At 70.4% G+C, this 21,279-nt stretch carries 19 protein-coding genes and 1 pseudogene; 5 read left to right on the top strand and 15 right to left on the bottom strand.

Annotation, left to right across the window (positions count from 1 at the left end; all coding sequences use genetic code 11):
• Positions 1-30: 30 nt before the first annotated feature.
• The 3 genes from BLV72_RS31685 to BLV72_RS31695 all read right to left on the bottom strand — a co-directional run bounded on the left by BLV72_RS31685 (position 31) and on the right by BLV72_RS31695 (position 2,627).
• Positions 31-1,179, bottom strand: coding sequence for a DUF475 domain-containing protein (locus BLV72_RS31685; protein ID WP_093466555.1), 1,149 nt, complete (start codon positions 1,177-1,179; stop codon positions 31-33).
• A 302-nt stretch (positions 1,180-1,481) separates the two neighbouring features.
• Positions 1,482-1,904, bottom strand: a complete 423-nt coding sequence (locus BLV72_RS31690; protein ID WP_093466557.1) for a RidA family protein — start codon at positions 1,902-1,904, stop codon at positions 1,482-1,484.
• Between the two features lie 48 nt (positions 1,905-1,952).
• Positions 1,953-2,627 (bottom strand): HD domain-containing protein, encoded by a 675-nt coding sequence (locus BLV72_RS31695; protein ID WP_093466559.1) that lies wholly within the window; start codon positions 2,625-2,627, stop codon positions 1,953-1,955.
• Between the two features lie 71 nt (positions 2,628-2,698).
• Between BLV72_RS31695 and BLV72_RS31700 the strand changes: the two genes are divergently transcribed.
• Positions 2,699-3,688, top strand: a complete 990-nt coding sequence (locus BLV72_RS31700) for a GlxA family transcriptional regulator (protein ID WP_093466561.1) — start codon at positions 2,699-2,701, stop codon at positions 3,686-3,688.
• A gap of 10 nt (positions 3,689-3,698) precedes the next feature.
• Here the strand turns inward: BLV72_RS31700 and BLV72_RS31705 are convergent, their stop codons facing one another.
• On the bottom strand, positions 3,699-4,172 hold the full coding sequence (locus BLV72_RS31705) for an Lrp/AsnC family transcriptional regulator (RefSeq protein ID WP_093466563.1): 474 nt from the start codon (positions 4,170-4,172) through the stop codon (positions 3,699-3,701).
• Positions 4,173-4,251: 79 nt separating this feature from the next.
• Here BLV72_RS31705 and BLV72_RS31710 point away from each other — a divergent pair, with 79 nt between their 5' ends.
• Together BLV72_RS31710 and BLV72_RS31720 are read left to right on the top strand one after the other, a co-directional pair.
• The gene (locus tag BLV72_RS31710) at positions 4,252-5,295 is read left to right on the top strand and encodes a Glu/Leu/Phe/Val dehydrogenase family protein (protein WP_093466566.1); all 1,044 of its coding nucleotides are present in this window, start codon (positions 4,252-4,254) and stop codon (positions 5,293-5,295) included.
• A 597-nt stretch (positions 5,296-5,892) separates the two neighbouring features.
• Entirely contained in the window at positions 5,893-7,860 is a 1,968-nt protein-coding gene (locus tag BLV72_RS31720; RefSeq protein ID WP_093466568.1) for a SpoIIE family protein phosphatase, read from the top strand.
• 100 nt (positions 7,861-7,960) lie between these two features.
• Here the strand turns inward: BLV72_RS31720 and BLV72_RS31725 are convergent, their stop codons facing one another.
• The 3 genes from BLV72_RS31725 to BLV72_RS31735 all read right to left on the bottom strand — a co-directional run bounded on the left by BLV72_RS31725 (position 7,961) and on the right by BLV72_RS31735 (position 10,635).
• Entirely contained in the window at positions 7,961-8,788 is an 828-nt protein-coding gene (locus tag BLV72_RS31725; protein WP_093466570.1) for a calcium-binding protein, read from the bottom strand.
• A gap of 456 nt (positions 8,789-9,244) precedes the next feature.
• Positions 9,245-10,216, bottom strand: coding sequence for an alpha/beta hydrolase (locus BLV72_RS31730; RefSeq protein WP_093466572.1), 972 nt, complete (start codon positions 10,214-10,216; stop codon positions 9,245-9,247).
• A gap of 98 nt (positions 10,217-10,314) precedes the next feature.
• A complete protein-coding gene (locus tag BLV72_RS31735; protein ID WP_093466574.1) occupies positions 10,315-10,635 on the bottom strand; it encodes a putative quinol monooxygenase in 321 nt (106 codons plus the stop codon).
• Between the two features lie 142 nt (positions 10,636-10,777).
• Here BLV72_RS31735 and BLV72_RS31740 point away from each other — a divergent pair, with 142 nt between their 5' ends.
• A complete protein-coding gene (locus BLV72_RS31740) occupies positions 10,778-11,683 on the top strand; it encodes an AraC family transcriptional regulator (RefSeq protein WP_093466576.1) in 906 nt (301 codons plus the stop codon).
• A 294-nt stretch (positions 11,684-11,977) separates the two neighbouring features.
• On the opposite strand, the gene BLV72_RS31745 is transcribed toward BLV72_RS31740, so the two are convergent.
• From BLV72_RS31745 to rpmF, 3 genes and pseudogenes are all read right to left on the bottom strand, one after another.
• A complete protein-coding gene (locus BLV72_RS31745; protein ID WP_093466578.1) occupies positions 11,978-12,907 on the bottom strand; it encodes a cobalamin-binding protein in 930 nt (309 codons plus the stop codon).
• 78 nt (positions 12,908-12,985) lie between these two features.
• Positions 12,986-13,201, bottom strand: a pseudogene (locus tag BLV72_RS31750) (GTP-binding protein); the annotation flags it as partial.
• Between the two features lie 27 nt (positions 13,202-13,228).
• Positions 13,229-13,399, bottom strand: coding sequence for a 50S ribosomal protein L32 (rpmF, locus tag BLV72_RS31755; protein WP_093466580.1), 171 nt, complete (start codon positions 13,397-13,399; stop codon positions 13,229-13,231).
• Between the two features lie 186 nt (positions 13,400-13,585).
• Between rpmF and BLV72_RS31760 the strand changes: the two genes are divergently transcribed.
• Complete coding sequence (locus BLV72_RS31760) at positions 13,586-14,800, top strand: GTP-binding protein (RefSeq protein ID WP_093466582.1); 1,215 nt, start codon at positions 13,586-13,588, stop codon at positions 14,798-14,800.
• Positions 14,801-14,922: 122 nt separating this feature from the next.
• On the opposite strand, the gene BLV72_RS31765 is transcribed toward BLV72_RS31760, so the two are convergent.
• The 5 genes from BLV72_RS31765 to BLV72_RS31785 all read right to left on the bottom strand — a co-directional run bounded on the left by BLV72_RS31765 (position 14,923) and on the right by BLV72_RS31785 (position 21,217).
• A complete protein-coding gene (locus BLV72_RS31765) occupies positions 14,923-15,591 on the bottom strand; it encodes a hypothetical protein (protein ID WP_093470665.1) in 669 nt (222 codons plus the stop codon).
• 496 nt (positions 15,592-16,087) lie between these two features.
• Positions 16,088-17,635, bottom strand: coding sequence for an ABC transporter ATP-binding protein (locus BLV72_RS31770; RefSeq protein ID WP_244321462.1), 1,548 nt, complete (start codon positions 17,633-17,635; stop codon positions 16,088-16,090).
• A gap of 92 nt (positions 17,636-17,727) precedes the next feature.
• Positions 17,728-18,600 carry an ABC transporter permease gene (locus BLV72_RS31775; RefSeq protein WP_093466586.1) on the bottom strand — a complete coding sequence of 291 codons (873 nt, stop codon included), beginning with the start codon at positions 18,598-18,600 and terminating at the stop codon, positions 17,728-17,730.
• Between the two features lie 47 nt (positions 18,601-18,647).
• Positions 18,648-19,601 carry an ABC transporter permease gene (locus BLV72_RS31780; protein WP_093466588.1) on the bottom strand — a complete coding sequence of 318 codons (954 nt, stop codon included), beginning with the start codon at positions 19,599-19,601 and terminating at the stop codon, positions 18,648-18,650.
• A complete protein-coding gene (locus tag BLV72_RS31785; RefSeq protein WP_093466590.1) occupies positions 19,598-21,217 on the bottom strand; it encodes an ABC transporter substrate-binding protein in 1,620 nt (539 codons plus the stop codon). Before BLV72_RS31785 ends, BLV72_RS31780 begins: the two co-directional genes overlap by 4 nt.
• Positions 21,218-21,279: the final 62 nt, after the last annotated feature.

A 21,279-nucleotide genomic window follows, 5' to 3' on the forward strand; every position in this document is an offset into this window, starting at 1 on the left:
CGGCCCTGCGGCCGCCGCCGACGGCCCGGCTCAGACGCCGGAGGAGACCTCAGCCTTCTCGTTGGACCCCGTGTCCTTCCCCTCGGCCGCCGCCGACCTGCGGTTGCGCTGGACCGAGGAGAAGAAGGACCAGGCGATCAGGACGACGCCGACGAGACCCGTGATGACCTCGTGGATCTCGTACTGGATGGTGACGAGCAGGATCACGGCGAGGGCGCCGATCGCGTAGTGCGCGCCGTGCTCCAGGTAGACGTAGTCGTCGAGGGTGCCCTGGCGGACCAGATAGACCGTCAGCGAACGGACGTACATCGCGCCGATGCCGAGGCCGAGCGCCATCAGGACGATGTCGTTGGTGATCGCGAAGGCGCCGATGACCCCGTCGAAGGAGAAGGACGCGTCCAGGACCTCCAGGTAGAGGAACATGAAGAACGCGGCCTTGCCGGCCATAACGACCGCCGGGACCTTCTTGCCGCTCCGCTTGGCCTCTTCCTCGGCCTCGTGCTCGCGCTCCTCCTCTTCCTCGAGCTTGTTCTCGAAGTAGCCGGAGAGGCCGCCGACGATCAGGTAGGTGATCAAGCCCGCGATGCCGGCGATCAGGACGGTCTCCGTCTTGTCCGCATGGATGCCGCCGTGCTGGTGGGCGTTGGTGGCGAAGGTCATCGCGGAGACGAGCAGCACGACGAGCGCGATGCAGACGGAGAGCATGTCGACCTTGCCGAGCTTGGCGAGCGGACGCTCCAGCCAGGCGAGCCACTTGATCTCCCGGTCCTCGAAGATGAAGTCGAGGAAGATCATCAGCAGGAACATGCCACCGAAGGCGGCGATCGACGGGTGGGCGTCGGTCACCAACTGCTGGTACTTGTCCTTGTCGTCGAGCGCGAGCCGTACCGCTTCGATCGGACCGATCTTGGCGCTGATGGCGACGATCACGACCGGGAAGACCAGACGCATGCCGAAGACCGCGATCAGGACGCCGATGGTGAGGAAGATCTTCTGCCAGAAGGCATTCATCTTCTTCAGGACCCCGGCGTTGACCACGGCGTTGTCGAAGGACAGCGAGATCTCGAGGATGGACAGGATCGCCACGATCCCGAAGCCGGTCCACCCCCCGTAGAACACCGCCGCGACCAGACCGAGCGCGGTGACCGCGAACGACCAGCCGAACGTTTTCAGAAGCACTGGCTACCCAATCGTTGTGTACGGGGCTCCCCCGCGCCGTGTACGGGGCTCCCCCGCGCCGTACCTGGCTTTGCGAAACATTGACCCTGCAGTCTAGAGCGATGTCCCGCAGCCCCGACACATATTCCGGGCCAACAGCACGAGACTTCCACGCCGCCGTGCCGGCCGTCGATCGTTTGGCCGCCTCCTTGTCCGCCCACCGCTCGGCCGAAGGCGGCCCGGTGGGCATCCCGGTGCTCACGACGACCGCACGTCGGTCGCCGCCGAGCTCGTGGGCCCGGGGGCGGGCCCACGAGCGGCGGCTACCTGGATGCGTCCGGGTACGCGGCGGTCGCGCGGATTTCGACGAGGAGACCCGGGCTGGCGAGGCCGCTGACCCCGATGATCGTCCAGGTCGGGTAAGGCGCTGTGACGAGGCGCTGTTTGGCCTCGATGAAGCCGGGCAGATGCCGGCGGATGTCGACGTGGTAGCTGGTGACGTCGACGAGGGCGGACAGGTCGAGGTTCTCCAGCCGAAGGATCTCCTCGATCTTCCGGATGGCGATCTCGGTCTGCTCCTCGATGGTGTCCGGGATGGTTCCGTCGGCTCGGCGGCCGATCGTTCCCGCGATGAACAGGAGGCCGTGCGCGCGGACCGCGGCGGAGTAGCCGAAGCCCGCGAAGGCGCTGGTGGTTTGCCCGAAGACGACGTTGTCCTCGGGGACCTCGACGGTGTGGATGGTCATGGCGGTGCTTCCTTTTCCTTGTTGACGAAAGGCGTGGAGTCCGCGGAGTCAGTCGTCCCAGCGGGACGAACGGCAGGCGTGCTCCAGCCGGGTCCGGCCGAAGGTCTCGCGTTCGCGGAGGAATTCGCCGGGAATCGTGTACCGGGGTGCGTTCGTCGGGTTCTTCGCGGCCTGCGCGACGATCGCGTCGGTGAGTGAGCGGATCATGTCCAGCCGCGGATAGGCGGCGTGCATGGCGTCGGCCTGCTCATCGGTGACGGCGTCGATGTGGCCGGTAGCCAGGGGGCCGCCGAAGTCGAGCGCGACGCCTTCGCGGACGAGCACGCACAGCGTGCCGCGGCGTTCCGCGATACCCGGTGAGGTGTGCAGGGCGATGGCCTGCCAGACCTGGTCGGCGTCGGCCGCGGGCACTCCGCGTTCGATGAGGAACGCGGCGGCCCGGTCGGCGCCTTCGACCTCGAACCGCTGGCTGTGCGGGCCGTCCGACGCCACGCCGAGGTCGTGCATCGCGCACGCGGCGAACAACAGGTCGTCCTGGTAGTCGTGGCCGACGGCCAGGCCGAGGCGGCCTGCCACCAGCCGGGCGAACAGATAGCTGCGGAGGCTGTGGTTGAACACGGACGGCGTTTCCACCGGTCGGATGAGGTTCACGACGGCGTCGGCAAGCGGTGTGCCGGGCAGCGTGATCAGGTCGGCGGTCGCCTCGCGGGGAGATCCGGTCATGTCCTCAGCCTGGCCGCGACCGCCCTGACCTGGCGAGAGGCAAAATTCCCTTACTTCGATAGAATCTTGCCATGACAGTGCATCGAGTCGCGGTCCTGGCGCTGGACGGGGTCACCCCGCTCGACCTGGCGATCCCGACGCAGATCTTCACCACCCGGCCGGAAACCCCTTACGAGATGACCCTGTGCGCGCTGGACGCGAAGGTGGTCACCAGCGCGGGTTTCGCCCTGGTCGCCGACGGGGAGCTGGAGCAGGTGCGCACCGCCGACACCGTGGTCGTGCCGGGATTCGAACCGATCCTCCAACTGCCGGACGCCGTGCTCGAGACGCTGGCCGGGGCCCGCGACCGAGGCACGCGTGTGGTGTCGATCTGCACGGGCGCCTTCGCACTGGCCGCGGCGGGTGTACTGGACGGGCTGCACGCCACCACCCACTGGAAGCACATCGACGAGTTCGAGCAGGGCTTCCCGGCCGTTCAGGTCGACCGTGATGTGCTCTACGTCGACGAGGGCGACGTGCTCACGTCGGCCGGGGTGTGCTGCGGCATCGACTTGTGCCTGCACCTCGTGCGCCGCGACCTGGGGGCGGTGGTGGCCAACGAGATCGCCCGCGGTCTGGTGGCCGCCCCCCACCGGGACGGTGGGCAGGCCCAGTACGTGCCCGCTCCCGTCGCGGTGGCCGGTGAGGCGTCACTGTCCGGTACCCGGGGATGGGCCCTGCACCGGCTCGCCGAGCCGCTCACGCTGCGCGTGCTCGCCCGGCACGCGGGTCTCTCGCAGCGCACCTTCATGCGCCGGTTCACCGAGGAGACGGGCACGACCCCGTTGCAGTGGTTGCAGGGCGCCCGCCTCAGCAGGGCGCGGGAACTGCTGGAAACCACGGACCACCCGATGGATCGGGTGGCGCGGGACTGCGGACTGGGCACGGCGGCCAACCTGCGGCTGCACTTCCGGCGCGCACTGGGCACCACCCCCACCGCCTACCGCCGCACCTTCGGACGCTCCGTCAAGCGCGATGTATTGGAGCGTAGCTGGACATCGGAGCAGGGGTCTGTCCGGTGACCGCGTGGCGTCACAGGTGCTCTGTCTCCGGGGGGAGTGGGTCGAGCACGGGGTTGGTGAGGTGCTGGTAGATGATCGAGGTGCGGAAGCTGACGATCTCCCGGCGGTTGGTGAACTGGTCCAGGAGGAAAGCGTGCAGGTGGTCGATGTCCTGGGCCGTGACGTGGACGAGGAAGTCGTCGCTGCCGGCCATCGTGTAGACGGAGACCACCTCTGGTAGCCGGGTCACCGACCGCTCGAAGTCGGCGACGACATCCCGGCGCAGCGGCCGGACCTGGGTGAAGACCATCGCCTGCACGGAGCGGTTGAGTGCCCGCAGGGAGACTTGGGCCCGGTAGCCCTGGATGATGCCGCGCTTGTGCAGCAGCCTGGTGCGTTCGAGGCAGGTGGAGGGGGCGATACCGAGCTTCTCGGCGAGGGCCCGGTTAGACAGCCGACCATCGGCCTGCAGATGGTGCACGATCGCCGAATCAAGTTCATCCATGACTGCCTCCTGGATCGCGACACCGAATGTACTTCGGCGTCACGTCAACCGTTTCGTGCATCAGCCTAGCTTCGCGGGCATGAGCCAAGCACTTGCACATGAAGACGTGATCATTCGACGCGGACGCCGTTCTGGGCTGCCGCTGATCGTGGCAGTCCACTCCCGGGTCCTGGGCCCGGCGGTCGGCGGCTGCCGACTGCGCCGCTACGACACCTGGCAGCAGGGCCTGGCCGACGCGCTGCGTCTGTCGGAGGCGATGACCTACAAGGCCGCGGTGGCCGGTCTGGACTTCGGCGGCGGCAAGAGCGTGATCGCCCTCGACAACGACACCGCGCTCACCCCACAGTTGCGCGAGGCCGCACTGGAGGATCTGGGCGAGCTGATCGCCTCCTTCCAGGGTTCCTACCGCACCGGCCCCGATGTCGGCACCGGCCCCGAGGACATGGTGGTCCTGCGGCGTTTCTCGCCGTACGCGTACTGCGCGCCCGAGGAGCACGGCGGTACCGGCAATTCCGGAGGCCCGACCGCCGCCGGTGTCCTGGCGGCCCTGCGCGCCGGTGCGCGGCAGGTATTCGGCGATGCCTCCTGCACCGGACGGACCGTGGTGATCAGCGGCTTCGGGTCGGTGGGCAGCGGTATCGCCGCCGGCCTGGCCGCTGAGGGCGCGCATGTCGTCGTGTCGGACCTGGAAGCGTCCCGTGAGGGGGCGGCCCTGGCGAGCGGGTACGGATGGGTCGAGCCCGGTCAGGCTCTGTCCGCACCGGCCGACATCCTGGTCCCGGCCGCCGTCGGCGGTGTACTCGACGACGTGACCGCCCGGCAGATCACCGCGCGCCTGGTCGTCGGCCCGGCGAACAACCAGCTCACCGAGGAGCGCGTGGCCGATGTCCTCGCGGAGCGGGGCATCGTCTGGGTGCCCGACTATGTCGCCAGTGCCGGCGGTATCGCCTACGCCCTGAGCCGGGAGTCGGAAGGCGACAGCCACGAGGCCGCGCAGAAACGGGTGGAGGACATCGGTGACACCGTGACCCGCATCCTCGACCTGGCGCTCGCGACCGGCACCACCCCGCTGCGGGCGGCCCAGCAGCTCGCCGAACGCCGACTGGCGTCCCCGGCCTCGTAGGCCCAGGGCGTCTGATGGCCGCCTGATGGCGGGGACAACACCACCTCGACCACGCCGAGCGCTTATGGCCGATGAAGTAGTCGATCAGGCCCTTGTGTATATGCGGACACCGATGTGGTGCCCGTGGACAGCAGGGTCGGCGTCGCCGGCCGGCGCGGCGGCAGCCGCCTCCCACAAGGGCCAGCCATCGACTTTCACCACCTGCCGTTCCCCCGGCTGCCCACCGCGGCCAGACGCCGCGTCGAGCAGGGCCCGGACGGCGCCCGGTTCGTGCGCGGCGGAGCGGCGCCCTTGGTGAGGAGGCGAGGTTTTCTTCGGCTTGATCAGAGGCCGCCGGGAAAGCCGTTCATATTGCCGCAGACACTTAACGTCATTGAAGCGCCCCATACATAACGAGCTTGATCCAGCGCGTTCAAGCGTGCCCGGGCATCGCCGACAGCCAAGGAAAAGCCTTTACATCGCGCATTCGCCTACGGATTATCGTAGGCGGCCGTTCACCCCCTGCGCCCTTGTTCGGGCGACATGGAACCCTGTGGAATCGGAGTAAAATGAACAAGGCGTAAGAGGAATCGCTCGCCGACTGTCAGGGAGTGGCAGATGGACGCCTCGGACGAACTCCTTCGGAGCCCTGCCCCCTCGGCTCTTCTGACCCTGGACGGTGTCGTCCGCAACGTCAACGCCACGATGGCCAGGACCCTGGGCAGGCCGGCCGAGCAGCTCGTGGGGGGCACCATCGGTGATCTGTTGCCCGCAAGCCAGCGGATATCAGCCGAGAGTCTCGTGGTCCACGCCGCCACGACGAGGACGGTCGCGATGCGGATTCTGGAATTCCCCGGGCCGGGCCACGCACCCGTTGTCTGCTTGATCGAGGCGCGGGCAGTGGAGGATCCCTCAGGTGGTGGGCGGCTCGTATGGCTGCACGCCTTGCACGCCGGCAACGACCGGACCGGTCTGCTGATTCCGTTCCGCTTGGCGGCCAAGGCCGCCCATCTCGGTCTGTGCATGTATTCCCCCCATGAGCGCGAGTTGGAGTGGATGGGCGGCGCACCCGCCCTGGCGATGCTGTTCCCGGAGGCGTCGGTGCCCTTGTCCGAGGTGGTGCGGCGAACCCACCCTGATGACCGGGAGGCCCTGAGGCGGCTCGCGCGGACGACCGCCGCCCAGTCCCCGTGGATCAGTTTCCGGTACCTCACTGAGCACGATGGCTGGCACCATCTGGCCTGCCAGACCCGTGAGATCCGGCTGGGTTACGACGGCCCTGAGCGGACTTTCGCGGTGGTCCGGGACGACACCCGGCAGGAAGCGCGCCGACGGAGAGCGTTGGTCGCGCTGAATGCCGAGCGCCAGCGGGCCGACGAGGTCGCCGACTTCTCGTCCGCCCTGATCGCCGCCGCCACGGAGCAGGAACTGCAGCAGGTCGTCCTGACGCGGCTCGCCGCGACTTTCGGTGCGACCGGCGCCGCGCTGGCGCTCATCGACGAAGGCCGCCTGCGCCTCTCCTCCGATGCGGGCATTCCGCTGCCGGTGGCCAAAGCCGTGCAAGAGTCGATGGATCTCCCGAACCCCCTGGGCCTCGCCCTCCGAACCGGCGAGCCGCAGTTCATTTCCAGCCGGGACGAATACATCCGTCGCTGGCCGCATGGGGCCCACATGCCGTGGATCGATCAGCTCGGGTCGCACTGCGCTGTCTCGGTCAGCCCCCTCAGCCCGCTCGGCGATCAGCCGCTCGGGGCCTGGTGGGTGACCTACGACAGCGAGCACCACTCGTCCCCGCACGAGCGTGCCCTCATGAGTACTCTGAGTGATCTGGCAGGCCAGGCCCTGAGGCGCATCAGATTGCAGAAGGCGCGACTCGAGCTGGCCGCGGCGCTCCAGCAGGCCATGCTCCCCACGCTGCCCGAGCACCTCCCGGGCCTGGAGGTCGCCGCCCGGTACCGACCGAGCCAGGACGGGCTCGACATCGGCGGGGACTGGTACGACGCCTTCGTCATGCCCGACGGCGCGATCGCCCTGGAGATCGGTGACGCCCAGGGGCACGATGTGGACGCTGCCGCTCTGATGGGGCAAGTGCGCTCGTCCGTGCGAGCGATCGCCGCCCATGAACCGGATCCGGGAACCGTTCTGTCGCGCACCAATGAGCTGCTCGTCACGATGGGCGCCGCACGCTTCGCCAGCTGCACCGTGCTGCATCTCGATGCCCCCGAGGGGCAGGTCACCGGCACCAGCGCCGGCCACGTGCCGCTGCTGTGCGCGCACAACGACGGCAGCCACGAAGTCCACGAGCTGCCGGGCGGGCCGGTCCTGGGAATCGTGCCCGGCACCGATTACCCCGAGGCGACCTTCACCCTGGACAAGGGCAGCGCGCTGGTCATGGTCACCGACGGCGTGGTGGAAGGGCCGGGCCTGACGTTGGACGCCGGACTGGAACAGGCCGGAACGCTGGCAGGCGAAGCCCTCCACGCGGGACTGAACGCGGAGGCGACCGCTGACCGAATCGTCGACGCGGCGGTCTCGGTGGGCCATGCCGACGATGTGGCTGTTCTGGTCGTCCGACGCACAGAATGACACCGGCGAGCGGCCGCTGACAACGGCCGATTGGGAAGGCAGTGAGGCGAGCTGGACCGATCGCCTCAATCGCGACCGGACACCGTCTCTTCAGGCCCCCTCAGAACCCCTCGGGGACGGATCCGTCCTGGTCGATGACGTTGTCGCCGGGGCCGCCGTCGATGTCGTCCTGGTCGGGGCCGCCGAAGAGGTAGTCGTTGCCCGGCCCGCCCTTGATGGTGTCGTGGCCCTCTTCGCCGTAGATCGAGTCATCGTTGCCGGCGCCGTCGAGGGAGTCGTCGCCGGGGCCGCCGTAGATCTCGTTGGCCACGTCGTCGCCGATGACGATGTCGTCGCCGTCCCCTGCCCACGCCGCGTACGAGTCGGTGATGGTGTCGTTGCCGGCGTTGCCGTTCGCGTTCGTGGTGTGGCTGATGGTGTCGTCGCCGTCATCGCCCACCGCGACGGAAGCGCCGTTGATGGTGTCGTCCCCGGCCCCGCCGTAGACGTTCACATCGTCGCCGGAGATCTTGACGGTGTCATCGCCGTCGCCGAGTTCGACGTTGCCCTGGTCGCCTCCGTGGTCCGGGTCGGGGACGGGCACGGTGCAGGTCACGTACGTCGGGTCGGTTGCGGTGGGGTGGGTGCAGCCGGTGCCGGCGGTGATCTTGACAACGTCGTCGACGCCGAAGGTCAGCGTGGTGTCGGTCTTGCTGACCCGCTTGATGGTGAGCTTGTTGGTCTGGCCGTCGGCCGCCGTATAGGCCATCACTCCGTCGGCGACGGTCACGGTGGCCGGCGACACGGCCGACGACACCGGCGACGACGACGCGGGCGAGGTGGCGGCCTGGGCGTTCCGGGCGAAGAGTCCGGTGCCGGCCGCGACGGCCAGTAAGGCGGCGACGCCGACCGGGCGGACGCGGCGGGAACGCGGGCCAAGGGTGAACACGAAAAACCTCCGTGGGGAGTGGATCTGATTTCCGATCACCCGTTTTGACGTGGAAAATCCGCGCGGGGTTGTGCCACTCCCATGCCCTGTTCACCGGTCTTTTCGAATTCCCTTTTCGCGTTCAGCTGTACGTCACCGGGAATTTCCCTCGTGTTGTCGGAATGTGTCGAAGTCGTTCCAAGGTAATACGCGGACATGGTGGTGCTCAGCTCCAGCCCGGTCCGCTCCCCGGGTGGGCTCGTTCGTCCGGGCGGGTCGGCCTGAACCGGTCTTCCGTCAGCGGCGCAGTCCCTCGGTCAGCAGGCGGAACTGTGCTCTGTCACCGGGGTTGAGCAGGATGTCCACGCCTGTGGGCGCGATCCCCGGCAGAGTCCTCCCCAGTACGCGCTCCCAGCGACGGATACCAGGAGCGGATTCCAGGCGGGTGTAACGGTACCCAGCCGCGCCGGGTCGGCGTTATGCGGCGCGGTTCGGGGACAGGATTCGGGCGAGCCAGTCGGTTCGGGTCCGGCGGGCCGTGGCCGAGATGTGTGCCTGCGGGTACAGGGCGTCGAACCCGTGGAAGCCGCCCGCCCATACGTGGAGTTCGGCCTGGCCGCCGGCCGTCCAGATGCGGGTGGCGTAGTCGGTGTCCTCGTCGCGGAAGACTTCGGCGGAGCCGGTGTCGATGTAGGTGGTCGGCAAGCCGGAGAGGTTGGCGGCCAGCGCGGGTGAGACGTACGCGGACACCTCGTCGTCGGTGAGGTCACCGAGGACGGCGCGCCATCCGAACTCGTTCATCTCGCGGGTCCAGACGCCGGGTCCGCCGGAGTACTGGCGGCTGGAGGTGCTGGTGTTGCGGTGGTCGAGCATGGGGCAGATCAGCATCTGGGCGGCGATCGCCGGGGTGCCGAGGTCGCGGGCCAGCAGGGTGACGCCGGCCGCCAGGCCGCCGCCCGCGCTGGCGCCGGCGACGACGATCCGGTCGGGGTCGATGCCCAGTTCTTCGGAGTGTTCGGCGATCCAGCGCAGTCCCCGGTAGCAGTCGTCGACGAGGGCGGTACCGGTGGCCTCGGGGGCGAGTCGGTAGTCCACGGAGACCACGACCGCGCCGAACTCGTCGAGCCACTCCAGCGGGATGTCGATCTGCGAGTAGCGGTCGCCCATGATCATTCCGCCGCCGTGCATCCAGTAGATGCAGGGTGCGGCGGCAGTGGTGCGTTCGGTGGTCGCGGGGCTGAAGACCGACAGGGGGATCGGGGCACCGTCCTCGACGGGCACGGTGATCTCGAGCCGGTCGACCTGCCGGTGTGCGAGCAGGGACTCGATGGGCGTCGAGGGGAGTTGGCGCAGTTGCGCGAGTACTTCCGGGCTGAGCTGGGACATCAGCGGCATGTCGGCCAGGAGCTCACGCAGTTCGGGGTCCAGGGCGGGTCGTGCCGTGGTCATGGTCGTCGGCCTTTCGTGGGGTGGCGCGGGGCGGTCGGAGAGGGTGGGGGCCGCCTCGGCAGGCATCGAGGCGGCAGGCCGGGGGATCGGTCCGGGGTTCAGAAGGCGGCGGCCTTGCCGCGGACCGGGACGTAGTCGGTGTACTCGGATTCCTTGGCCAGCAGTCCGTCGATCTGCGCCACGATGGCCTGGGCGGCCTTGCCGGCGAAGATCCGGTGGTGGTCCTCCTCGCTGGTCCAGCCCTCGGTGATGTGGACGACGTCAGGGTCCGACGCGGAACGGGAGACCAGATAGACGACGCAGTGCTCGCTCGCGCCGGGGTTGCCCTCGTTCAGGCCGGTCAGCAGCAGCTCGACCAGCCGGTCGCCCATGTGGGGCTTGGCGGTCAGGACGGCGTTGAAGCCGTATTTGACGATCATGGCTGCCCTCTTCTTGGTGATGGAGTGCGGTGATTCCATTGAATGGGCCTGGCCTGCGGAAACGTAGAACGATGCTCCCTCGTGCTTGCACGATCCTCGCGGGCTTGGGACCTGCGCTGCGCAAGGGTGCTGCAATGGACGCATGTCCCTCGAAGAGCTCCGCACCCTGCTGGCCCGGCATGCCCGGCCCGACTGGACCACTGCCATCGACGGCGTCCTGATCTCGAGGGTCGACCGGGCGGACCCGCCGGCGCCCGCCATGTCCGGCACGGTGCTGGCGGTCATTGCCCAGGGCGCCAAGCGACTCGCGCTGGGTGAGAGGGTCTACGAGTACGGCGCCGGGCAGTACCTGGTCGCATCCGTCGACTTGCCCGTCACCGGACAGTTCACCCAGGCCGAACCGGAGCAGCCGGCCCTCGGCTTCGGCCTCACGCTCGAACCGTCCGCCGTCGCCGAACTGCTGTTGCAGGCCGGTCCGGCGGACACCCCCCGCACCGGCGCGGGCGCTCCGTCGGGCATCGCTGTCAGCGCTGCCCCGCCCGCGCTGCTCGACGCGGTGGTCCGGCTGCTGCGCCTGCTGGACGAGCCCCGCGACCGCGTCGTACTGGCCCCGCTGGTCAAGCGCGAGATCCTGTGGCGTCTGATCACCAGCGAGCAGGGTGCGACGGTGCGCCAGCTCGGCCTCGCCAACAGCGGCCTCAGCCATGTCTCCCGGGCCGTGCGCTGGATCCGCGAGCACTACGCGGAGCCCTTCCGGGTCGAGGACGTGGCACGCCTGTCCGGCATGAGCGTCTCCGCCTTCTACCGCAACTTCCAGGCGGTGACCGCGATGAGCCCCATCCAGTTCCAGAAGCAGATCCGGCTCCAGGAGGCCCGGCTGCTGCTCGCCACCCACCCGGGCGACGTCACCGGGGTCGGCCACCGCGTCGGTTACGACAACCCCTCGCAGTTCAGCCGCGAGTACCGCCGCCAGTTCGGCGCACCCCCGAGCCGGGACGCGGCCCGCCTGCGGAACACCGTACGCACCCCCGCGGGCGTCCTGCCCTGAGCAGCCCCGGACAGTCGGCGTAGATGTCGGCGACCGCCGTCGACTGACGGTCGAGCCGGCCCAGGTCGTAGAAGATCACTCCGTCGACCCCGTGAACGCGGCGCGGAACCGGTCGCCGCCTCCCCCGTCCTTCCCGTCCGCGCCGCACCCGGCGACAGGGCCGAGGCCAGGAGCGGCCCTCCGGTGCGTCCGCGGTGACCGCTTCCAGGAGTTGGGCCGCGAGGCCGGTGCCCTGGGCCGTGGGGCGGACGGCGAGCTCGTCCATCCGAGCGCCGGGCCGACCCGAGACGTACGTCAGCGGCCGGGCGCGCCCGGGAACGGGCATGCCTCGTCCGCCGTCACCGCCGTCCCGGCTTGTACGCCGTGCAGGACGTGGGCGAGTACTTCGGCTCCGCGCACCACGCGGGGGCCCGGGCGGTTGAAATAGGCGGGCCCGTCCAGCACCCAGACCCGCCCGTCCCGTACGGCGGGCAGGTCCGTCCAGCCCGGGAGGCGGGTGAGGAGTTCCGTCTCGCGCAGGGTCCGTTCGGGTGGGAAGCCGCACGGCAGGACCAGCACCACCTCCGGCCGGGCGGCGCGCACCGCCTCCCAGGTCATCGGCTTGGTGTGCGCGCCGGACGCGGCGAGCAGCGGTTCGCCGCCGGCAGTGGTGATCTGGTCGGGGACCCAGTGCCCGGCGGGCCACAGCGGGTCGAGCCATTCGATCGCCACGACCCGGGGCCGGGCGCGGCCCGCGACCGACCGGCGGATCCGTTCGAGGCGGTCGCGCAGGTCGGCCCGGCGCTGCTCGGCGCGCTCGCGCACGCCGAGCAGCTCACCGACGGTGACCAGGCAGTCGAGTACGTCCTCCAGCGTGCGTGGTTCCAGGCTGAGGACGCGGATGTCGGCGTCGAGCAGCCGGACGGCCCGGCTGACCTTCTCGTACGAGACGGCGCACACCTCGCACAGGTCCTGGGTGAGCACCACGTCGGGCCTCAGGGCCGCGAGCGCTTCGGTGTCGAGGGTGTAGAGGGACGACCCGGCGTGTGTCGATCCACCGACCGCGTCGGAGATCTCCCGGCTGGTGAGGGTGTTCTGGTCGAGGTCGGCTCCGGTGACCACGGGAACGGATGCCACGGTTCGCGGTGGCCAGTCGCATTCGTGTGTCCGGCCGACCAGGTGCTCGGCGAGCCCGAGTTCGGCGACGATGTCGGTCGCGGCGGGCAGCAGGGAGACGATGCGCATGCCGCGACCTTAGGGCCTGCCCGGGGGCAGGCCCCGGCTCCCGCACCGTCGTCAGGCGCCCCAGCGCAAGGCGATCGTGTCACCCACCCAGTGGGGTACGCCCCGTGCGTGCTCGTCGCCGCCTGTCAGCTCCGGCGGGAAGCCCGTGGCGTCGACGACGGTGACCATGGTGTCGAGCCGCGCGACCTCGCCCAGCGTGGCTCCGTCGTCGCGCGGATGCGCGAACGTCGCGGCGACAGGCATGGGTTCCGAGATGCCGCTGGACTCGATGAGGAGGTAGTCGAACCGTCCCTCACCGGAAGCCGGTCGGCCATCGGGCGGTCAGCCCTCGGGGCTCAGCAGTCCGCGCCGGTAGGCGGGGACGAGGTGGCGCGGCACCCGGTGTCCGCGGCCGTCGATGGTGAGCGTCACCAGTTCGGGGGTGTTCGCTTTCCACTGGGCGCGGCGGTGGCGGGTGTTGCTGCGGGACATCTTCCGCTTGGGCACGGCCATGACGTAAGGGTCCTTTCCTGTTCGGCGGATGGTCACCCGCACCGTATATGAAAATGGATACCGTTTCCATGTAGTCTCCACGGTGACACTGTGACGCCGATATCCAGGAGGAGATGTGCCGCTGGTGCTGCTACGGGTGCGCAGAGCCGCCCATACCGTCGTGACCGCCCTTGCCCAGGCGACGGAGTGAGCGCCGGGGCGAACGCGGGCCGGGGTCTCCTGGGCCTGGTGTGCGGCAACACCCCGGAAGCTCGGGGGCGCGTACTGGACCTGCTGCGGTGTGCCTCGCCCGACGCGCTGGTGCTCTCGGTCTCGGTCCACGCCGACGGGACGGGGCGGTACCCCTTCGTACAGCGCTTCGTCATGGGTGGTGAGGAACGGCGGCGTGCCTCGCTGTGCCAGGGGGCGACCGGAGACCCAGCCGTGATCATCCGCCAGGATCTGGACACCATCGCCCGGACCGCCTCGCGTCCGCATGTCGTGCTCGCGCTCCCTGACACCGTGGACACTGCGCCGTTTCTCGCCGAGCTGTGGCGGACCCCGCTGGGCAGGACTCCGCTGTCGCACCACTACGAACTGGCCCCGACCGCCGTCGGCGTGGACCCCGGCCGTCTGCTGAACGATCTGCGCTGTGTGCACCGCGCCACCCGCCTCTTCGGCCGCGAGCCGAACGGCGCGCCCCTCACGGTCGCCGAAGCCGCCGCCCGGCAAATGGAGGCCGCCCAGGTGATGGTCCTGCGGGGCGGACCGGGGGAGGGGGACGGCCGCCGGGAAGGGTGCCGCGCCCTGCTCGGCCATCTCAACCCGTCGGCAGTGGTGCATCTCGACTCGGACGACGCGGAGGTCACCGCGCTGACGGCTCTGGCGCGGTCCGACTCCGGCTGGAGTACGGCCGGACCGGCCGACCGTCTCGACGTCGTCGCCCCCGTCGTACGCCGCCGCGGCGTCGACCATGGCGTGACCTCGGTGCTCTGGCGGTCCCGGCGCCCGCTGCACCCCGAGCGGCTGGCGGAGAGCCTGCCGCGCGTCATGCCGTCGGTGGTGCGCAGCCGCGGACACCTGTGGATGGCCACCCGCCCGCGGACGGTCATCTCCTGGCGCTCGGCCGGGCGCCACCTCGAACTGCACGAGGCGGGAGGCTGGTTGGCGGACGAGGACACCGCGGCATGGCGCGCGGCCTCGCCCCAGCGCCGGACGCTCGCCTCGTGGTACTGGGACGACTACTACGGCGAACGGCGCAACGAGATCGTCTTCACCGGTGCTGACCTGGACCCCGACCGGCTGCGGGCCGCGTTGGACTCCGCCGTGCTCGATGACGGTGAACTGGCCCTCGGCGCCGAGGGCTGGGCCCGCCTGCCCGATCCGCTGCTCGGCGACGCGGCGCCCGGCCCGGAGGGTTGACACGGCAACGTAGCCGGACGCCGCCCGGGACATGGCGCCGAGCTCTGGTCGCCCAGGGCCTGTGGCGACACTATCTGTACTGACGTTGCGCAACGGATCCGATCGATGCCATGCGGCACTGTCTATGCCGCAGGTCCCGGGTTGTTGACGCGTTGTGGGTCTTGATTCGAGAGGCGACCTATGTGCTCCGGCTGAGCCAGGACGGACATCGCCGCTTCTTGTCTGCGATGGAGTGCGGCGACGTCTTGGCGCAACACGCGAAGGCGCACGCGCATCCGTAACCGCGTCTGCCATGGGTGCCACAGCGCCCGGAGCAGGTGTTGGGCTGTCGCCTGTCGATATTCCTCACACTGTGTCATGAGTCCTTCGAGCGACTCACCCAGGACACCGCCCAGGCGGAGATCGATCACTCTGATGACCTCGCATTGCAAGGCACGTACCTCGCTGCCTCCGGCAAAGTCCACGACCCTGCGGGGTATGCCGGCCGAGAGCGCAGCCACCACGAGATCTGAGATCGCTTCCCGTTGGGCGTGCTCGGCGTCACGGCCGTCCTCCAGGACCGCCGTGACGCCAAACCGCGTCGTGGCAAGCAGTCGTGCCCCGATGAAGTGCCGCGACGGACTCTCCCTCCGGCTCGGCACGATGTCGCACACCCTGTCGCGCACCGCTTCGACGCGGAGGAGCTGTTGCATGACCGCTGCTCGCAGCTGCCGGCGTTCCTGGTTCCTGGAGAGGTAGTTGGTCACCGCGGCGCCGACAACACCGCCGGCCGTGGTATATGCCAAGTCCATCCATTCAGGCATGGAAACCGCCTCACCGCGCCGAGAGCAAGTACATCACTTCGCACCGAAACGGTCCGAGCCTAAGCGGGCCGCTGAGCCCGGGGGAAGGCCGGGAACACGCGAAGCACGCAGCGTGGACCCAACATGAGTCCGGACACCCGGCCGTCCCTTTGAGGAGGGCCGTCGGCACGGCGCTCCTCGCCGCTCAAGCCCTCGGCTGGAAACCAGCCATCACTGCCGCGCTGAGTCCCCGGTCAGAGTCCACCCCCGCTGGGGCGACGGCACAGATGACTGTCGGCGGTGACCCAAGTGTTGCCGGTGGCCACCAGCGCGAGTGCGCCGCCGGATCCGCCCGCGCCGATCACGAGGGTGGTGACCGGAACCCGAGCACTGGCTATGGCGGCGAACAACCAGGGGCCGCCTGGGTGTCGGTGGTGGGCCGGGATGGGCCCGCGAACCTCGCCCCTGCGGAGTTCTGAGGAAAGCGGTGTCGGCGACCTGGACGTCAGCCCAGGTCAGAGGAACTGAGCAATCCTTCTAGGCGTGCCGTGGTCTCCATGAGCGAGACGGTGAAAGGGTGTTCCGGCGCGGTCAGTACGCGTGGGGCCGCCCCCTGCTCGACGAGTTCTCCGGCGTCGAGGACGGCGATGTGGTGGGCGAGGGCCGCGATGCCCAGATCATGGGTGATGAGGACCAGCGAGAGGTCGGAGCGGTCACGGAGCAGCTGGGCGAGAAGTTCCAGGAGGCTGCGGCGGTTGATGGTGTCGAGGCCGGAGGTGCTCTCGTCGCAGATGAGGACGCGCGGCCGGGCGAGCAGGGCGCGGGCGAGGGCGGCGCGCTGGAGTTCGCCGCCGGAGAGCCGGCCGGGGTGCCTGTCGGCCAGTTCCTCGGGCAGGCCGAGGCGGGCCAGGGTGGTCAGGGCCTCCTGCCGTGCCGTGTCCTTGTCGGTGCCGCGCAGGCGTACCGCGGTGCGGGCGACCTGGTGCAGGACGGGCCGGTGCTCGTCAAAGGCGGCGCGCGAGTCCTGGAAGACGTACTGCACGGCCGCCAGCTGTGCGCGGTCGCGGGTGCGCAGCGTGCGGGGCAGGGCGGTGCCATCGAGGAGTATCTCCCCTTCGTGGTCCCGGTGGAGTCCGGCCAGGCAGCGGGCGAGCGTGGTCTTTCCGCTGCCCGAGCGGCCGACGACGGCCAGGCACGAGCCGGGGTGCAGGGCGAGTTCGGGGACGCGCAGCACCGTGGTCGGTCGGCCGCGGGTGCCGCCGTCGCGGTGTCGGGCGATGAGGTCGTGTATCCGCAGGACCGGCTCCCCGGTTCCACCTGGGGGGCCGGGGGGTGTGAAATCCGCGTGCGCGGTGAGCAGTTCGCGGGTCCACGGATGGCGGGGTGCGCTCCATAGGCGTTCGGCCGGGCCGGATTCCACGATCCTTCCGGCGCGCAGGACCAGGACGTCGTCGGCGAGGGTGCGGACCACGTCCAGGTCGTGGCTGAGCAGTACGACGGCGATGCCCCGTGCGGCGACGGCCGCCAATTGGTCGACGATGCGGCTCTTGGTCAGGGCGTCCTGGCCGGTGGTGGGCTCGTCGGCGACGATGACGCGGGCGCCGAGCAGGAGCGCCTGGGCGAGGACGACACGCTGCTGCTGGCCGCCGGAGAGCTGGTGCGGGTAGCGCCGCAGCAGGGTCTCGCCGTCCGGGAGCTGGGCTTCCGCCAGGGCGCGGAGGACGCGCTCGCGGGCCGCTGCCCGGCGTCGGCCGCGGGGGAGGTGGCGTACCTGGGAGCGGGCGATGTCGGTCAGGAGGGCGGAGACGCGGCGGGCGGGGTTGAGGACGGCCGCCGGGTGCTGGGGGATGTAGCCGACCGGGCCCTCAGCGGCCAGGCGGACGTCGCCGCCGATCCGCGCGCCGGGCGGGTACTCACCGAGCAGGGCGAGGCCGGTGGTGGTCTTGCCACTGCCGGAAGCACCCACCAGGGCGGTGATCTTGCCGGGCCGGACCGCGAGGTTCACGCCGTCGACGATCGCCCTGCCGTCGATTTCCACCCGCAGGTCGCGGATCTCGGCGACGGGCCCGGCGTCGAAGCCGAGGGACGCGGCCGGGCCTTCGAGGCCGAGGGGTGCGGCGCGGCCTGTGGTGTCGTTCTCGTGGTTCACGGACGTGGCTCTCCTGCCCGATTCCAGTTGATCCTGGTCCTCGCCCGGCCCCGTGCGGGCCGTCGGCCGCCCGCGAGCGCGGCGTCGAAGAGGAGGTTGGTGCCCATCGTCAGGGCGACGATCAGTACGGCGGGGACGACCACGGCCCACGGCTGGACGAACAGGCCGGTGCGGTTGCGGTCGACCATGACCGCCCAGTCGGCGGCGTCCGGTGCGACCCCGACGCCGAGGAACGCGGCCGTGGAGACCAGGTACAGCACGCCGGTCAGCCGCGTGCCGGCGTCGGCGGCCAGGGTGCGCAGGATGCAGCGCCCGACGTAGCCGACGGCCATGCGCCACCAGGTCTCGCCCTGCATGCGCAGTGCCTCGACCGCCGGGCGGGCGGCGGCCTCGGCGGCGGTGGCCCGCACGATACGGGCCGCGTCGGGCACGTTGACCAGCGCGACCAGCAGAGCGAGGCCGACGGCGCCGGGGGAGAACACCGAGGCGACGAGCAGGATCAGCAGCAGCGACGGCACGGCGAGCAGGACGTCCAGGGGCCGGATCAGCAGCTCCTCCAGCCAGCGTCGGTGGGTGAGCGCGCAGACCAGGCCCACCGGGAGGGCGACGAGATAGGACAGGGCGGTGGCGGCGAGCGCGGTCAGCACGACCGGACGTCCGCCGTGCAGCACCTGCCGCCACACGTCCCGCCCCACGAAGTCGGTGCCGAGCCAGTGGCCGCCCCCGAGGGTGAAGGACGCGGTCCGCGGGCCCGGCGCGCCCGCGAACACCGGCCCGAGCAGGGCGAGCACGAGGGGCACCGAGACGACGGCGACGCCGAGCGCGAAACGGCCCGTACGCCCTTTCGCCGCACGGCTGGGCATCGGCATCGGGCGGCCACCTTCGCTCGGAGCGCGCTCCGCGACGGGAGGGAAGTTCACGCGGCCACCCCCGTCCGGGGCGCCAGCCGATGGGTCACCAGGTCCGCGCCCAGGTTGAGGACAACGGTCAGGATGCCGAAGACGACGGCGAGGCCCTGGACGACGGGCACGTCCCGCTCGGCGACGGCGTTCAGCAGAACGGTCCCCAGGCCCGGGATCACATACAGGGCCTCCACGACGACGACCCCGCACAGCAGCCAGTCGATGGTGCGGGCCAACTGCTGGGCGGCGGGGGCGAGGGCGGCCGGCAGGGCGTGGGCGTAGCGGACCTTGGCCCCGGAGACGCCGTAGCGCCGGGCCTGCGCCACATACGGGGAGGCGAGCGCGTCGACCATGCCGGCGCGCACCAGCCGGGACAGCGAACACACCGGCCGGGACAGCAGGACGAGCACGGGCAGTACGAGCGCGGACGGGTGGCCGAGCAGGTCGGTGCCGTAGCCGACGGCGGTCGGTGGCAGCCAGTCGAGGCGGAGCGCGAGGACGGTCACCAGCAGCACCCCGAGGGCGAACTCGGGCACCGCGTACACGGCGAGCGTCACCGAGCTGACCAGCCGGTCGATCAGGCGGCCTTCGTACCGTGCGGCCAGCACCCCGAGGCCGAAGCCGGCCGGGACGAGCACCGCCACGGTGAGCGCGGCCAGCAGCAGGGTCGGGCCGAAGCCGTCGGCGAGGTACGTACTGACCGGGCGGCCGGAGGTGAGCGAGGTCCCGAGGTCGCCGTGGAGCAGGCCCACGGCCCAGTCGGCCAGCCGCTCGTGGGCGGGGAGGTCCAGGTGGAGGGCCTCGCGGATGGCCGCGATACGCGCGGGGTCGGGCTGGTCGCCGGCCAGGGCGACCGCGGCATCGCCCGGCAGCGCCTCGGTGAGCGCGAAGACCAGCAGCACCACGGCCACGGTCTGCGCGACGCCGAGCAGCAGCCGCCGGGCGATGAAGGAGCGCGGTGCGCTCATGCGAGCCACACCTTGTCGAAGCGTGCCCAGTCGAGGGTGTTGGCGGGCGCCTTGGACTCAACTCCCCTGAGATTGCGCGCGGTTCCGAGGATCCGGTCGGCGAAGCCCCAGACCAGGAAGCCGCCTTCGGAGTACAGGCGCCGCTGCATGCGCTCGTAGACGGCGGCGCGCTCGGCCTTGTCCTTGGTGGACTGGGCCCGCTGGTAGAGCGCGTCGAAGTCCTTGTGGTGCCACTTGGTGGCGTTCGTGGTGGAGTCGGTGAGCAGCCGCTGGGAGATATGGGCCTCGATGGGCATGGCACCGGAGCGGTAGGAGCACAGGGTGCCGCCGTCCAGGATGTCGCTCCAGTACGAGTCCTTGCTGCCCATCTTCACGTCGATCGTGACGCCCGCCTTCGCGGCCTGGTCGCGGAAGATGCTCGCCGACTCGGTGAACCCGGCGGCCACCGCCGAGGTGTCGAGGGTGACCTTCAGCTTCTCGGCGCCGGCCGCCTTCAGCAGGGCGCGGGCCCGGTCGAGGTTCTGCTCGCGCTGCGGGAGGCTGTTGGCGTAGTACTCGTAGCCCTTGCCGAACAGATCGTTGCCGATCACCCCCGCGCCCGACAGGGCCCCATCGAGGAGTTCCTTGCGGTCGGCGATCAGGAAGAACGCCTGGCGCACCCGCTTGTCGTCGAAGGGGGCCCGGTCGGTCTTCATCGCGAACCCCTGCATGTCGCTGCCCCGGAGCCGGACGATGGTGATCTGCCCCTTGCCCTCGTGGGCGCGGGCGGTGGTGGGGTGGAGTTCGTGGGCGTACTCGACCTGTCCGCCCAGCAGTGCGTTGACCCGGGCGGACTCCTCGTTGGCGACGACGAACTCGAGCTCGTCGAGGTGCGGGGCGCCGTCCCAGTAGTCCTCGTTGCGGCGGAAGACGGCGGAGCGGCCGGGGGCGAAGGACACGAAGCGGAACGGGCCGGAGCCGATCGGCTTCTTGTCGAAGCCGGTGGCGTCCTCCGGCACGATGTACGCGCCGAACGCGGCCAGGATGTTGGGGAATTCGGCGGTGGGCCGCTTGAGGACGAATTCGATGCCCCGTTCGCCGGTCGCGCGGCTCGCGTCGAGGTCGATGGGCTCCAGGGACGCCTTGGCGCGGAACGCCTTCCGGGGATCGGCGATCCGGCGGTAGCTGTGGAGCACGTCCTTGGCGGTGACCGGCCGACCGTCGTGGAACGTGGCCCTGCGGAGGGTGATCCGCCACCGGTCCAGGGTCTTGTTCGGCTCCCACTTCTCGGCGAGGCGGGGCTGGGCGGACAGGTCGGCGCCGTAGTCGGCGAGTTTGTCGTAGAGGGCCTTCGCGCGGGCGACGTCTGCGAAGAGGTTGGCCAGGTGCGGGTCGAGGGTCTCGCTCGCACCGCCGCCGGCGAACGCGGCGCGCAGCCGTCCGCCGCGCCGGGGGGTACCGGCGCCGCCGCCCGCTCCCGCGGTGTCGTCGGTGCCGCCACATCCGGTGAGGGCGAAGGCGCCGAGCGATGCGGCGCCGGTGGCGGCGAGGAAGCCGCGGCGGCGCAGGCCGGAGAAGTGGCGCTCGTCCGGGTGATCGCCCACGGGGAGAAGGTGGCGGGCGGGTTCGTCATGCATGCGGGTGTCCTCGGGGTGTGGGAAGTGCCGGTGGGATACGGGGCGGGCGTCGGGTGCGGCCC

The organism is Streptomyces melanosporofaciens, assembly GCF_900105695.1.
Taxonomy (GTDB): domain Bacteria; phylum Actinomycetota; class Actinomycetes; order Streptomycetales; family Streptomycetaceae; genus Streptomyces; species Streptomyces antimycoticus.

Excerpts from the sequence above, each read along its gene's own strand:
- BLV72_RS31690 (WP_093466557.1), bottom strand. The coding sequence starts at position 1,904 with ATGACCATCCACACCGTCGAGGTCCCCGAGGACAACGTCGTCTTCGGG.
- BLV72_RS31695 (WP_093466559.1), bottom strand. The coding sequence starts at position 2,627 with ATGACCGGATCTCCCCGCGAGGCGACCGCCGACCTGATCACGCTGCCC.
- BLV72_RS31700 (WP_093466561.1), top strand. The coding sequence starts at position 2,699 with ATGACAGTGCATCGAGTCGCGGTCCTGGCGCTGGACGGGGTCACCCCG.
- BLV72_RS31705 (WP_093466563.1), bottom strand. The coding sequence starts at position 4,172 with ATGGATGAACTTGATTCGGCGATCGTGCACCATCTGCAGGCCGATGGT.
- BLV72_RS31710 (WP_093466566.1), top strand. The coding sequence starts at position 4,252 with ATGAGCCAAGCACTTGCACATGAAGACGTGATCATTCGACGCGGACGC.
- BLV72_RS31720 (WP_093466568.1), top strand. The coding sequence starts at position 5,893 with ATGGACGCCTCGGACGAACTCCTTCGGAGCCCTGCCCCCTCGGCTCTT.
- BLV72_RS31730 (WP_093466572.1), bottom strand. The coding sequence starts at position 10,216 with ATGACCACGGCACGACCCGCCCTGGACCCCGAACTGCGTGAGCTCCTG.
- BLV72_RS31735 (WP_093466574.1), bottom strand. The coding sequence starts at position 10,635 with ATGATCGTCAAATACGGCTTCAACGCCGTCCTGACCGCCAAGCCCCAC.
- BLV72_RS31740 (WP_093466576.1), top strand. The coding sequence starts at position 10,778 with ATGTCCCTCGAAGAGCTCCGCACCCTGCTGGCCCGGCATGCCCGGCCC.
- BLV72_RS31745 (WP_093466578.1), bottom strand. The coding sequence starts at position 12,907 with ATGCGCATCGTCTCCCTGCTGCCCGCCGCGACCGACATCGTCGCCGAA.
- rpmF (WP_093466580.1), bottom strand. The coding sequence starts at position 13,399 with ATGGCCGTGCCCAAGCGGAAGATGTCCCGCAGCAACACCCGCCACCGC.
- BLV72_RS31765 (WP_093470665.1), bottom strand. The coding sequence starts at position 15,591 with ATGGACTTGGCATATACCACGGCCGGCGGTGTTGTCGGCGCCGCGGTG.
- BLV72_RS31775 (WP_093466586.1), bottom strand. The coding sequence starts at position 18,600 with ATGCCGATGCCCAGCCGTGCGGCGAAAGGGCGTACGGGCCGTTTCGCG.
- BLV72_RS31780 (WP_093466588.1), bottom strand. The coding sequence starts at position 19,601 with ATGAGCGCACCGCGCTCCTTCATCGCCCGGCGGCTGCTGCTCGGCGTC.
- BLV72_RS31785 (WP_093466590.1), bottom strand. The coding sequence starts at position 21,217 with ATGCATGACGAACCCGCCCGCCACCTTCTCCCCGTGGGCGATCACCCG.